This window comes from Streptomyces sp. NPDC012827 (assembly GCF_042900905.1).
Classification (GTDB): Bacteria; Actinomycetota; Actinomycetes; order Streptomycetales; family Streptomycetaceae; genus Streptomyces; species Streptomyces gulbargensis.
On the sequence record NZ_JBIBBY010000003.1, the window covers coordinates 289,120 to 302,150 of the forward strand.

Consider the following 13,031-nt stretch of genomic DNA (forward strand, 5'->3'; position numbering starts at 1 on the left):
TCACACTCCGGGGGACTCCGTGCCGCCCGCGGTGCCGGGGGCGGTGGCTTCGCTGGTGAGGGGGGCCGCACCGGTGAGGGGCGGTTCGCTGGTCAGGGGCGCGGCGGCGGCGAGGGGCGGCTCGCTGGTCAACGGCCCGGCGGGAGGCTCGCTCTGACGGGGAATCCGTATCCGTCCGGCATGGTGGGGGGCGGTGGGGGGCACGGGGGTCTCCCGGATGTCGTCTCGGCAGGAGGGACCAGGGCACAACGACTCAAGCCCTACCCATCGCTCCTCGTTTTACCGGCGGAATGCGGCGAAGTGACGTCACCTCGCCGAAGGATCGACGGGCAAAGGCGACACATCGCCCCCGCACATTGACACCCCCGTGCGACGGGTGGTGGGGTCGTAACCCGCTCGTGACCCGCCGCAGGCCCGGCCGCACGCCCGTCGGCGGGCGCGCGGAGCGGGTGTGCGGCCGGGCGGGCGGCGACCGGGAAGCCGGGGCATCGGGGCAAGTGATCGGGCCGAAGGGAGTCCTCGTGGGGCGCAGGAAGCGGACCGCTACGGCGGTGGCCGCGGCGGTGATCGGCGGCCTTCTCGGAGGCCCCGCCCCCGGGGTGGCGCAGGCCGCGCCGCACGCCCCCCGCTCACCCCTCGCGCCGGTGGCACCGCAGAACCCGGGGACACCGCCGGGCGCGGGGACGCCACCGGGCCCGGGGGGAGCGCCGGCGAGCGCGGGAGCACCGGGGACCCAGGCGCCCCCGGGGAGCCGGGACACACCGGCCGGCCCGGAGGCGGCGAAGGTCCCGGGTGCCACCACCGCGTCCGGCGGCGCTCCCGCCGTCTGGCCCCGGCCCCAGTCACTGACTCCCGGCGGCCCCTCCGTACGCCTCGGGGGCGAGGTGACGCTGCTCGCGGACGCCGACGCCGACCCGTACGCGCTCGCCGTCCTGCGGGAGCTGCTGCGCGGGGCCGGGGTACGGACCGTCCACACCGCGCTCCCCGGCGCCGGGCCCGTGATCCGGGCCGCCGGGCCGTCCGGCGAGGGGGTCTCCGGAGCCGCGGAGGCGCTGCGCGCGCTGCGGGTGCCCGAGCGGCTCGACCTGCCGCGCGGCGGCTACCGGCTGGCGACCGGGCGCCTGGGCGGCCGGGACACGCTCGTCCTGGACGGGGCCGGCGAGGACGGCCTCTTCCACGCCGTCCAGACGGTGCGCCAGCTCCTCGGCGGCGGCCGGGAGATCCCGGGCGTCGTCGTCCGCGACTGGCCGGGCACGGCCGAGCGCGGTGTCACCGAGGGCTTCTACGGCACCCCGTGGACGGCGGAGCAGCGGCTCGCGCACCTCGACTTCCTGGGCCGCACCAAGCAGAACCGGTACCTCTACGCGCCCGGTGACGACCCGTACCGCCAGGCACAGTGGCGCGAGCCCTATCCGGCGGAGCGTCGCGCGGAGTTCCGGGCGCTCGCCGAACGGGCCCGCGCCAACCACGTGACGCTCGGCTGGGCCGTGGCGCCCGCCCAGTCCATGTGCCTCGCCTCGGACGCCGACGTACGGGCCCTGACGCGGAAGCTCGACGCGATGTGGGAGCTCGGCTTCCGCTCGTTCCAGCTCCAGTTCCAGGACGCCGGTTACGGCGAGTGGCACTGCGCCCGGGACGCCGAGGTCTTCGGGCGGGACGCGGCGGGCGCCGCCACCGCGCACGCGCGCGTGGCGAACACCGTCGCCCGGCACCTGGCCGAGCGGCACCCGGACGCCGAACCGCTGACGGTGATGCCGACGGAGTACTTCCAGGACGGCGCCACCGCCTACCGGACGGCGCTCGCCGGGGCGCTCGACGCGCGCGTGCGGGTGGCCTGGACCGGCGTCGGGGTGGTGCCGCGCACCATCACCGGTGGCGAGATGGCCGGGGTCCGCGCGGCCCTGGGCGGCCACCCGCTGGTCACCATGGACAACTACCCGGTCAACGACTACGCGCAGGACCGTCTCTTCCTCGGGCCGCACACCGGCCGGGAACCGGCCGTGGCCGCCGGGTCCGCCGCCTTCCTCGCCCACGCGATGGAGCAGCCGGTGGCCTCGCGCGTGCCGCTGTTCACCGCCGCCGACTACGCCTGGAACCCCAAGGGCTACCGGCCCCAGGAGTCCTGGCGGGCGGCCGTCGACGACCTCGCGGGGCCGGACCCGGCGGCCCGCGAGGCGCTGTGGGCGCTCGCCGGGAACGACGCCTCCTCGATCCTCGCGCCGGGCGCCGAGTCGGCCTATCTGAAGCCGCTCCTGGCCGCGTTCCGCGCCGCCCGCGCCCTCCCGGGCACGGGCCCCCGGGAGAAGGCGGCGCGGGAGAAGGCCGCGCGGGAGCTGCGGGCCGCGTTCACGGTGATGGGCGAGGCCCCGCGGCGGCTCGTCGGCACCGCGGGCGGCGCCCTGGGCGACGAGACCGGTCCGTGGCTGGAGCGGCTCTCCCGGTACGGCCGGGCCGGCGAGGCGGCGGTCGACATGCTGCTCGCCCAGGACCGGGGTGACGGGCCGGCGGCCTGGCGGGCGCGGCTGCGCCTGGAGCCGCTGCGGGCGTCCCTGGAGCCCGGGCAGGTGACGGTCGGCGCGGGAGTGCTGGGCCCGTTCCTCGACGCGGCGCTCGCCGAGTCGGCCGCCTGGACGGGGACCGGCCGGCCCGAGGCGCGGCGGGCCGGGCGCACGGCCGGCGCGTACACGGTGAAGCTCGACCGCCCCAGGGCCCTGGAGGCCGTGACGGTGCTCACGGTGCCGGGAGCGGGCGACGGGCACGCGCGCGTGGAGGCGTACGTCCCCGGCGAGGGCTGGCGCACCCTCGGCCCGCTGGCGGCCGGCGGCTGGACGCAGCCGGAGCCGAAGGGAGTGCGCGCGGACGCGCTGCGGGTGGTCTGGGACGAGGGGGCCGCGGCGCCCGAGGTGCGCGCGCTGGTGCCGTGGTTCGCGGACGGGCCGCGGGCCGGCCTGGAGGTGAAGGGGTCGCGGACGGACGCCGAGATCGGCGGCGCGGCCCAGCGGGTGGACCTGGAGCTGTCGGGTGTGCGCGCGGGTGAGGTCGCCGGGACGGTCACGGCGAAGGCGCCGAAGGGTGTCTCCGTACGGGTGCCGCGGCGGACGGTGGTGGAGCGGGGCGGCCGGACGACGGTGCCGCTGGAGGTGTCGGTGGCGGCGGACGCGCCGGCCGGCGCGTACCGGGTGCCGGTCTCCTTCGCGGGCGAGGAGCGGGTGCTGACCGTGCGGGCCTTCCCGCGCACGGCCGGCCCGGACCTGGCGCGGACGGCGACGGCGACGTCCTCGGGCGACGAGACCCCCGACTTTCCGGCCGCCTCGGCGGTGGACGGCGATCCGGCGACCCGCTGGTCCTCCCCGGCCGAGGACGACGCCTGGTGGCAGCTGGAGCTGCCCGCCCCGGCGCGGATAGGGCGGGTGGTGCTGCACTGGCAGGACGCGTACGCCTCCCGCTACCGGGTGGAGGTGTCGCCGGACGGCCGCACCTGGCGCACGGCCGCGCGCGTCGAGGACGGGCGGGGCGGCCGGGAGTCGGTGCGGATGGACGCGGCGGACACCCGCTTCCTGCGGGTGCGCGGCGAGGCCCGGGCGACCCGGTACGGCTACTCGCTCTGGTCCGTGGAGACGTACGCGGTGGCGGAGCCGGCCAGGCCCGACGAGGACCCGAAGGCGCCGGAGGACCCGCAGGAGCGGGAGGCACCCAAGGCCGGCGGCGCCCCGGCGGCCCCGGCCGCGCCGCAGGCCCCGGACACGGGCACGGGCACGGGCACGCCGGAGGAACCCGCGGCGCCCCCGGCACAGGCACCGGACGCCCCGGGCCGGACGACGGCACCGGAGGAGACCTCCTAGGAGGTCTCCTCCGGTACGCGAAAGGCCCGGATCAGCCCGTCGTCAACGCCCCTTCGGGGGTGTCGGCGACGGAGTCGATCCGGGCCATCACGTCCTCGGCGCCGAACGCCTTGAGGTACGGCAGCCAGCGGGGGTCCCGGTGTCCGGTCCCGATGATCCGCCAGGCCAGGCCGGTCGGCGGAGCGGGTTGGTGGCGCAGCCGCCAGCCCAGTTCGCGCAGGTGCCGGTCGGCCTTGAGGTGGTTGCAGCGGCGGCAGGCCGCCACCACGTTGTCCCACGCGTGGGTGCCGCCCCGGCTGCGCGGGATGACGTGGTCGACGCTGGTGGCGACGCCCCCGCAGTACATGCACCGCCCGCCGTCCCGGGCGAAGAGGGCTCTGCGGGTCAAGGGAACGGGCCCCCGGTAGGGGACCCGCACGAAGCGTTTCAGCCGCACCACGCTGGGCGCGGGGACGACTTGGGTCTCGCTGTGCAGGAAGGCGCCGGACTCCTCGATGCAGAGGGCCTTGTTCTCCAGTACGAGGACGAGTGCGCGGCGGAGCGGTACGACGCCGAGCGGCTCGTACGACGCGTTCAGGACCAGGACGTGCGGCACGGATGCCTCCTATGACGCCGGCGGCGCGTGGCTCGCGCCGGGACGAAACTGCTCTCAGTCTCTCCTCATGCCTGGTCGGAACGCCACCACGTATCCGGAACGGGGGTGACGGCCGGGGGTGTTCTCGACCACATCGGCAGCTGTCTCTCCTCCTACGTGCCCGGGTGAGGTCCGTCTCTCCCTCGAACAGGTCCACGGGTCCGGGTGTGCGGCCCCGTTACTGTGGATGGCCTGCGTACGCGATGCCTGGAGGTTGTCCCGTGTCCTGGTCCGCCCTGGCGGCTGCCACCGAACCCGAGCCCTTGCCGGCGACCCTGGACGAGGCGGCGGAGAGGGCGACGAACGCCGCCGGCTGGGTGGAGGAGAACTGGTCCACCTGGCTCAACACCGGTCTGCGCATCCTGCTGATCCTGGTCGTGGCCATCCTGCTGCGGATGGCCGTCCGCCGCGCCCTGACGAAGCTGATCGACCGGATGAACCGGTCGGCGCAGGCGGTGGAGGGGACGGCCCTGGGCGGTCTCCTCGTCAACGCCGAGCGGCGGCGGCAGCGGTCCGAGGCGATCGGGTCGGTGCTGCGTTCGGTCGCGTCCTTCCTCATCCTGGGCACGGCCGGCCTGATGATCCTCGGTGCCTTCAAGATCGATCTCGCGCCGCTGCTCGCCTCGGCCGGTGTGGCCGGTGTGGCGATCGGTTTCGGCGCCCGGAACCTGGTGACGGACTTCCTGTCCGGCGTCTTCATGATCCTGGAGGACCAGTACGGGGTCGGCGACTCGGTCGACGCGGGTGTGGCCTCCGGCGAGGTCGTCGAGGTGGGCCTGCGGGTGACGAAGCTGCGGGGCGTGGACGGCGAGATCTGGTACGTCCGCAACGGCGAGATCAAGCGCATAGGCAACCTCAGCCAGGGCTGGGCGACGGCGTGCGTGGACGTGACGGTCCGGCCGTCGGAGGACCTGGACGAGGTGCGGTCGGTGATCACCGCGGCGGGTGAGGCCATGGCCAAGGAGGAGCCGTGGAACGAGCACCTCTGGGGGCCGGTGGAGGTGCTCGGTCTGACCGAGGTGCTGATCGACTCCATGACGGTCCGGGTGTCGGCGAAGACGATGCCGGGCAAGGCGCTGGGCGTGGAGCGGGAGCTGCGCTGGCGCGTCAAGCGGGGCCTGGACCAGGCGGGCATCCGAATCGTGGGCGGGCTGCCGCAGCCGGCCGACGACGAGCAGGCCGACCCGACGGCGGGCATGGCGCCGCCCTCGGCGTTCGCGTCGACCACCTCGCCGCAGTCGGCGGCGGCGACGCCGCTGCCCAAGCCCGATCTGAACAAGTAGCGGCGGTCGGGGGGACCGCCCCGACGCCCCCGCGGGCAGCGCTTCGGCCGCCTTCGGGGGCGTCGCGCGTTCCCGGGTATTGACGGCCCCGTGACGGGCGCCTTACCTTCCTTCCACAGAATAGGAAACTTTCCTAACAGTGTGGTCGGGACAACGGGCCCGCCGACCGCCCTTCCCGGCGGCACAATGGCCCGAAAGCGTCGAAGGGCAGGTGCGACCGAGATGGCCGGTACGACCCCCGGAGCCCCGGGCGCCCCCGGGGCGGCGACCACGGGCGCGTCCCCGGTCGGCGGCGCGCCGCCGGTCTCCGCCGGCTCCGCCACGGTCCCCGGTACGCCGCGCGTGCTGCGCGCCATGAACGACCGCGCCGCCCTGGACCTGCTCCTGGCCCACGGCCCGCTCTCCCGCACCCGGATCGGCAAGCTCACCGGCCTGTCCAAGCCGACCGCCTCGCAGCTCCTCGCCCGCCTCGAAGCGGCCGGGCTGGTCGTCGCCACCGGCACCACCGCCGGCCGGCCCGGCCCCAACGCCCAGCTGTACGCCGTCAATGCCCGCGCCGCGTACGCCGCCGGCCTCGACGTGAGTCCCGACCGCATCCACGCCGCCGTCGCCGACCTCACCGGCGCCCTCGTCGGCGAGTTCGAGCTGCGCACCCCGGGCCGTCCCGCCGGCGGGGTCGTCCGCCAGGTCACCGAGGCCCTCGACGGGGCGGTGGCGGCCGCCGGGATCGGGCGCGCGGAGGTGCGGCGCCTGGTCATCGGCACACCCGGCGCCTTCGACCCGGCCACCGGACGGCTCCGCTACGCCTCCCACCTGCCCGGCTGGCACTCCCCCACCCTCCTGGCGGAGCTGGCCGCGGCCCTGCCCATGCCGTTCGAGTACGAGAACGACGTCAACCTCGCCGCCGTGGCCGAGCAGCGCCTGGGCGCCGCGCGCGGCCACGGCGACTTCGTCCTGCTGTGGAACGAGGAAGGCCTCGGCGCCGCCGTCGTCCTCGGCGGGCGCCTCCACCGCGGCTTCACCGGCGGCGCCGGCGAGGTCGGTTTCCTGCCCGTGCCGGGCACCCCGCTCGTCCGGCAGGTCACCAAGGCCAACTCCGGCGGCTACCAGGAGCTCGCCGGCGTCCAGTCGGTGCCCCGGATCGCCCGCGCCCTCGGCATCGGGACACCCGAGCAGCCGTACGTACCGGTCGCTTCGGGGCTGCTGTCCCGGGCCGCCGCCGTCCACGCGGAGGACGCCCGATACGCGGAGCTGCTCGACCGGTACGCCGAGCGGCTCGCCACCGGGCTCGCCTCCGTCGTCGCCGTACTGGACCCGGAACTGATCGTGCTGTCCGGGGAGGTCCTCGTCGCGGGCGGCGAACCCCTGCGGGCCCGGGTGCAGTCCGAGCTGGCCGACCTGGCCGCCTCCCGACCCCGGCTCGTCCTCACCGCCGTACCCCACCGGCCCGTCCTGCGCGGCGCCCTCGAAAGCGCCCTCGCCACCACCCGCGACGAGGTCTTCGACACCTCCCGCTGACCCGTCCCCGCCCGACCGTCCCGGGGCCCGCCGCGCCCCGGGGCCGACCCGCCACGTCCCCGCCCGTCCCCGTCCGTCCCCGTTCGTCCCCGTTCGTCCCCGCAAACTTTCCGTCCCGGGAGTGACACCGCCATGCCCGTACGCACCCGCGGAGCAGCCGCCGCGCTCGCCGCCACCGCCTCCCTCGCCCTGTTCGCCACCGCCTGCACCGGATCCGCCGGCGACGCGGCGGCCGACGACCCGAACGCCGTGACCACCCTCACCTTCTGGCACGGCTGGTCGGCGCCCTCCGAGGTCAAGGCGATCCAGGACAACATCGACCGGTTCACCAAGACCCACCCGAACATCAAGGTGAAGGTCGTCGGCAACATCAACGACGACAAGCTCAACCAGGCGCTGCGCGCGGGCGGCTCCAACGGTCCGGACGTCGCCGCCTCCTTCACCACAGCCAACGTCGGCAAGTTCTGCCACTCGGGCGCCTTCGCGGACCTGAAGCCGTTCCTGGAGAGGGACAAGGTCGACCTCGACAAGACCTTCTCCAAGGTCCTCCAGGACTACACCCAGTTCGAGGGCAAGCGCTGCACCCTGCCGCTGCTCTCCGACGCGTACGGCCTCTACTACGACAAGGACGCCTTCGAGGCCGCCGGCATCAAGGAGCCGCCGAAGACCTGGTCGGAGTTCACCCGGGTCGCCAAGAAGCTCACGAAGCACAAGGGCAACGGCTACGAGCGGCTCGGATTCATGCCCACCTACCTGGGCTACGAGACCGTCCCGAGCCACTACATGTCGCAGTGGGACCACCGCTACTTCGACGCGGACGGCAAGTCCAACATCGCCAAGGACCCCGCCTTCGCCGAGATGCTGACGTACCAGAAGTCCCTGGTGGACGCGCTGGGCGGCTTCGAGAAGCTGGACCGCTACCGCGCCACCTTCGGTGACGAGTGGGGCGCCAAGCACCCCTTCCACACCGGCCAGGTCGCCATGCAGCTCGACGGCGAGTGGCGGCTGAACTTCCTCAAGGAGGCCAAGGTCGGCTTCGAGGTCGGCGTCGCGCCGCTGCCCGTCGCGGACGACGAGGTGGACGAGTACGGCAAGGGCTACCTCTCCGGCACGATCATCGGCATCGCCCCGCAGAGCCGCAAGCAGAACGCCGCCTGGGAGCTGGTCAAGTACATGACCATGGACACCGGGGCGGTGGTGAACTTCGCCAACGCCATCGGCAACGTCCCCTCCACCCTGGACGCCCTCAAGTCCCCCGACCTGAGGACGGACGAGCGGTTCAAGGTCTTCCTGGACATCGCCCGGCACCCCGAGTCCACCACCTCCGACGGTGCCGTGAACGGCTCCACCTACCAGGACACCTTCCAGGACTTCGCCGAGAAGTACGAGAAGGGCCAGGTGCCGGACCTGAGGAAGGGCCTGGCCGAGACCGCCGCCCAGATCGACCGCGACATCGCGCAGGCGAAGTAACCGTCCATGACCACGTACACCCTCCGCTCGAAGCGCCGCAGGTCGGCGCTGCGCACGGCGGCCTTCATGGCCCCGTGGCTCGTCGGCTTCGGCGTCTTCTTCGCGTACCCGCTCGTCTCGACCGTCTACTTCTCGCTCATGCGGTACGACGGGCTCAACCCGCCCACCTGGCGCGGCCTGGACAACTGGACGTACGTCTTCTCCGACCTGCCGAAGTTCTGGCCCGCCCTGCAGAACACGCTCTGGCTGGCGGTCGTCATGGTGACCTGCCGGGTCGTCTTCGGCCTCGGCGTCGGCATGATCGCCACCCGGGTGAAGACCGGCACCGGCGTCTTCCGCACCCTGTTCTACCTGCCCTACCTGGCGCCGCCGGTGGCCGCGACGCTCGCCTTCGTCTTCCTGCTCAACCCCGGCACCGGTCCCGTCAACGCGTTCCTGGAGGCGGTCGGCATCCCCGCCCCCTCCTGGTTCAACGACGCCGCCTGGGCCAAGCCCGCCCTCACCGTGCTCGCCGTGTGGGGCGTGGGCGACCTCATGGTCATCTTCATGGCGGCGCTGCTCGACGTGCCGAAGGAGCAGTACGAGGCGGCGGAGCTGGACGGCGCCTCCGCCTGGCAGCGGTTCCGCTTCGTGACGCTGCCGAACATCGCGCCGATCGTCCTCTTCGCGGTCGTCACCGGGATCATCGGCGCGATGCAGTACTACACGCAGCCGATCGTGGCGGCCAAGGTCGCCTCCGGCGTGATCGGCGGCTCCGGGCAGACCTTCGAGCCCGGCCACCCCGACGACTCCACGCTGACCCTGCCGCAGCTCGTCTACACCCTCGGCTTCGGCCGCTTCGACTACGGCGCCGCCTGCGTCGTGGCCCTCGTCCTGTTCGCCCTCTCCATGGCCTGCACCGCGCTGCTCATGCGCCGGCGCGGCGGCCTGATCGGCTCGGGTGACTGAACCATGAGCACCTCCACCGTCCTCGACCGCCCCCGCGGCGGGCGCGCGGCCGGGCCCGCCGGGTCCGCCGCGCGGACCGCCCGCCGCAAGGCTCTGCTGCACTGGATCGCCGTGCACGCGCTGGCGGTCGCCGCGGCCCTCTTCTTCGTGCTGCCGTTCGTCTTCGTCCTGCTCACCTCCCTCATGAGCGACGCGCAGGCGCTCACCCGGGACCTCACCCCGAACAGCTGGCACCCGGAGAACTACGTCAAGGTCTTCGAGACCCCCGGCTTCCTCACCTGGTGGCGGAACTCGCTGCTGTACGCGGGGCTCGGCACCCTCCTCGTCGTGGTGTCCTCCGTGCCCGTCGCGTACGCGCTCGCCAAGTTCCGCTTCCGGGGCCGGCACCTGTCGCTGCTGCTCGTGGTCGCGACGATGATGCTGCCGCCGCAGGTCGTCCTCATCCCGATGTACCTGTTCTGGGCCAAGCAGATGGACCTGTCCGGCACGCTCTGGCCGCTGCTGATCCCGATGGCCTTCGGTGACGCCTTCGCGATCTTCCTGTTGCGCCAGTTCCTGCTGACCATCCCGGACGAGTACATCGAGGCGGCGCGGATCGACGGCTGCGGGGAGCTGCGCACCCTGCTGCGGATCGTGCTGCCGATGGCGAAGCCGGGCATCGCCGCCGTCGCGCTCTTCCAGTTCTTCTACTGCTGGAACGACTACTTCGGGCCGCAGATCTACGCCTCCGAGAACCCGGCCGCCTGGACGCTCAGCTACGGCCTGGAGTCCTTCAAGGGCGCGCACCACACCGACTGGAACCTGACCATGGCCGCGACCGTCCTGGTCATGGCCCCCGTGATCCTCGTGTTCTTCTTCGCCCAGAAGGCGTTCGTCGAGGGAGTCACACTCACCGGAGTGAAGGGCTGACGCACACATCATGAAGCTCGCTGTCGTGGGGGGCGGCTCCACCTACACCCCCGAACTGATCGACGGTTTCGCGCGGTTGCGCGACACCCTGCCCGTCACCGAACTGGTCCTCGTCGACCCGGCCGCCGACCGTCTGGAGCTGGTCGGCGGGCTCGCCCGGCGGATCTTCGCCAAGCAGGACCACGCGGGGGCGATCACCACCACCGCCGACCTCGACGCCGGGGTGGAGGGCGCCGACGCCGTCCTGCTCCAGCTGCGGGTCGGCGGCCAGGCCGCCCGGAACCAGGACGAGACCTGGCCGCTGGAGTGCGGCTGCGTCGGCCAGGAGACCACGGGCGCGGGCGGTCTGGCCAAGGCGCTGCGCACGGTCCCCGTCGTCCTGGACATCGCCGAGCGGGTCCGGCGCGCCAACCCGGACGCCTGGATCATCGACTTCACCAACCCGGTGGGCATCGTCACGCGCGCGCTGCTCCACGCCGGCCACAAGGCCGTCGGCCTGTGCAACGTGGCGATCGGCTTCCAGCGGAAGTTCGCCGCGCTCCTGGACCTCGCCCCGTCCGAGATCCACCTCGACCACGTCGGGCTCAACCACCTGACGTGGGAGACGGCGGTACGGATCGGGGGCCCCGAGGGCGAGAACGCGCTGCCGCGGCTGCTCGCCGGGCACGGCGACGCGATCGCCGGCGACCTGCGTCTGCCGCGGGCGGTCCTGGACCGGCTCGGCGTCGTCCCCTCGTACTACCTGCGCTACTTCTACGCGCACGACGAAGTGGTGCGGGAGCTGGGCACGAAGCCCTCGCGGGCCGCCGAGGTCGCGGCGATGGAGAAGGAACTCCTGGAGATGTACGGGGACCCGGCGCTCGACGAGAAGCCGGCCCTGCTCGCGAAGCGCGGCGGCGCCTTCTACTCGGAGGCGGCAGTGGACCTGGCGGCCGCGCTGCTGGGCGGCGCGGGTTCCCCGTACCAGGTGGTGAACACGTACAACCGGGGCACGCTGCCGTTCCTGCCGGACGACGCCGTCATCGAGACGCAGGCGGCGGTCGGTCCGGCCGGACCCGTGCCGCTGCCGGTGGCGCCGCTCGACCCGCTGTACGCGGGGCTGATCGCCCACGTCACGGCCTACGAGGAGCTCGCCCTGGAGGCGGCGCTGCGCGGGGGCCGCGACCGGGTGTTCAAGGCACTGCTCGCCCACCCGCTGGTCGGGCAGTACGCCACCGCCGAGGGGCTCACCGACCGGCTGATCGCGCACAACCGGGAGCACCTCGCGTGGGCGTGAACGGAAGCCCGGACGAGGTCCTCCTCGCGATCGACGCGGGGAACAGCAAGACCGACGCCGTGGTCCTCTCCACGGACGGAACCGTGCTCGGCACGGCGCGCGGCGGCGGGTTCCAGCCTCCGGTGGTGGGGGTCGGGACGGCGGTGGACGCACTGGCCGGGATCGTGGGGCGGGCGGCGGCCGAGGCGGCCGTCCCGGTCCGCTTCGCCCATGTCACGGCGTGTCTCGCCAACGCCGACCTGCCCGTGGAGGAGGCGGAGCTGCACCGCGCGCTCCTCGCCCGGGGCTGGAGCGGATCGGTGCGGGTGCACAACGACACCTTCGCGATCCTGCGGGCCGGGATCGACGAGCCGCGGGGCGTGGCCGTGGTCTGCGGGGCGGGCATCAACTGCGTGGGGATGACGCCGGACGGGCGTACGGCCCGCTTCCCGGCGATCGGGAAGATCTCCGGCGACTGGGGCGGGGGCGGCGGACTCGCCGACGAGGCGCTGTGGTCGGCCGCCCGCGCCGAGGACGGGCGCGGCGAGCCGACCGCGCTGGCCCGGGAACTGCCGGCGCACTTCGGCCTGGAGTCGATGTACGGGCTGATCGAGGCCCTGCACCTGGGCCGGATCCCGCCCGCCCGGAAGCACGAGCTGACGCCGGTCCTCTTCCGGGTGGCGGCGGCGGGCGACCCGGTGGCGCTGGGCCTCGTGCACCGGCAGGCGGAGGAGGTCGTGGCGATGTCGGTGGTGGCGCTCGGCCGGCTCGGACTCCTGGCGGAGGAGACCCCGGTGATGCTGGGCGGCAGCGTCCTGGCCGCCCGGCACCCGCAGCTGGAGCGGCGGATCGGCGACCTGCTCGCCGAGCGCGCGCCGAAGGCGGTGACCGGATACGTGACGGCCCCGCCGGTCCTCGGGGCGGCGCTGCTCGCCCTGGACGAGGCGGCGGCCCGGCCGGAGGCGGCGGCCCGGCTGCGGGCGCACTACGAGGGCTGAACAGGTCCGGAAGCAGGGGTGTGAACGGGCCGGACGCGCGGGCACGTGGGGGCTCGCGCGCGGCTCACGCGGGGCGTTCCCCTCCCGGAGGGGGGCGCCCCGCTGCCGTATCACCTGTTCGAGTGGTGACTCGAACGGAACCGATCCGGGCCGGAAGGTGTATTCAGAGGGGGA

General features: G+C 74.1%; 10 protein-coding genes. 8 read left to right on the top strand and 2 right to left on the bottom strand.

The features are described from left to right. Positions 1-219 carry a hypothetical protein gene (locus tag ACFY60_RS07865; protein WP_388609210.1) on the bottom strand — a complete coding sequence of 73 codons (219 nt, stop codon included), beginning with the start codon at positions 217-219 and terminating at the stop codon, positions 1-3. A 302-nt stretch (positions 220-521) separates the two neighbouring features. Here ACFY60_RS07865 and ACFY60_RS07870 point away from each other — a divergent pair, with 302 nt between their 5' ends. Then, the gene (locus tag ACFY60_RS07870; protein WP_388608741.1) at positions 522-3,842 is read left to right on the top strand and encodes a beta-N-acetylglucosaminidase domain-containing protein; all 3,321 of its coding nucleotides are present in this window, start codon (positions 522-524) and stop codon (positions 3,840-3,842) included. Between the two features lie 31 nt (positions 3,843-3,873). Here ACFY60_RS07870 and ACFY60_RS07875 read toward each other — a convergent pair whose 3' ends face one another. Then, the gene (locus ACFY60_RS07875; protein ID WP_309049770.1) at positions 3,874-4,437 is read right to left on the bottom strand and encodes an HNH endonuclease; all 564 of its coding nucleotides are present in this window, start codon (positions 4,435-4,437) and stop codon (positions 3,874-3,876) included. A gap of 242 nt (positions 4,438-4,679) precedes the next feature. Between ACFY60_RS07875 and ACFY60_RS07880 the strand changes: the two genes are divergently transcribed. From ACFY60_RS07880 to ACFY60_RS07910, 7 genes are all read left to right on the top strand, one after another. Further along, positions 4,680-5,759 carry a mechanosensitive ion channel family protein gene (locus ACFY60_RS07880; RefSeq protein WP_388608743.1) on the top strand — a complete coding sequence of 360 codons (1,080 nt, stop codon included), beginning with the start codon at positions 4,680-4,682 and terminating at the stop codon, positions 5,757-5,759. 354 nt (positions 5,760-6,113) lie between these two features. Then, positions 6,114-7,277, top strand: coding sequence for an ROK family protein (locus tag ACFY60_RS07885; RefSeq protein WP_388609212.1), 1,164 nt, complete (start codon positions 6,114-6,116; stop codon positions 7,275-7,277). 132 nt (positions 7,278-7,409) lie between these two features. After that, positions 7,410-8,747 (top strand): ABC transporter substrate-binding protein, encoded by a 1,338-nt coding sequence (locus tag ACFY60_RS07890; protein ID WP_388608745.1) that lies wholly within the window; start codon positions 7,410-7,412, stop codon positions 8,745-8,747. Positions 8,748-8,753: 6 nt separating this feature from the next. After that, positions 8,754-9,695 (top strand): carbohydrate ABC transporter permease, encoded by a 942-nt coding sequence (locus ACFY60_RS07895; RefSeq protein ID WP_388608747.1) that lies wholly within the window; start codon positions 8,754-8,756, stop codon positions 9,693-9,695. A gap of 3 nt (positions 9,696-9,698) precedes the next feature. Beyond that, positions 9,699-10,604 carry a carbohydrate ABC transporter permease gene (locus tag ACFY60_RS07900; RefSeq protein ID WP_388608750.1) on the top strand — a complete coding sequence of 302 codons (906 nt, stop codon included), beginning with the start codon at positions 9,699-9,701 and terminating at the stop codon, positions 10,602-10,604. 10 nt (positions 10,605-10,614) lie between these two features. Next, a complete protein-coding gene (locus ACFY60_RS07905) occupies positions 10,615-11,880 on the top strand; it encodes a 6-phospho-beta-glucosidase (protein WP_388608751.1) in 1,266 nt (421 codons plus the stop codon). Further along, positions 11,871-12,857 (top strand): N-acetylglucosamine kinase, encoded by a 987-nt coding sequence (locus ACFY60_RS07910; RefSeq protein WP_388608753.1) that lies wholly within the window; start codon positions 11,871-11,873, stop codon positions 12,855-12,857. The genes ACFY60_RS07905 and ACFY60_RS07910 overlap by 10 nt, the downstream gene beginning before the upstream one ends. Positions 12,858-13,031 lie beyond the last annotated feature (174 nt).

Excerpts from the sequence above, each read along its gene's own strand:
- ACFY60_RS07880 (WP_388608743.1), top strand. The coding sequence starts at position 4,680 with ATGCCTGGAGGTTGTCCCGTGTCCTGGTCCGCCCTGGCGGCTGCCACC.
- ACFY60_RS07885 (WP_388609212.1), top strand. The coding sequence starts at position 6,114 with ATGAACGACCGCGCCGCCCTGGACCTGCTCCTGGCCCACGGCCCGCTC.
- ACFY60_RS07890 (WP_388608745.1), top strand. The coding sequence starts at position 7,410 with ATGCCCGTACGCACCCGCGGAGCAGCCGCCGCGCTCGCCGCCACCGCC.
- ACFY60_RS07895 (WP_388608747.1), top strand. The coding sequence starts at position 8,754 with ATGACCACGTACACCCTCCGCTCGAAGCGCCGCAGGTCGGCGCTGCGC.
- ACFY60_RS07900 (WP_388608750.1), top strand. The coding sequence starts at position 9,699 with ATGAGCACCTCCACCGTCCTCGACCGCCCCCGCGGCGGGCGCGCGGCC.
- ACFY60_RS07905 (WP_388608751.1), top strand. The coding sequence starts at position 10,615 with ATGAAGCTCGCTGTCGTGGGGGGCGGCTCCACCTACACCCCCGAACTG.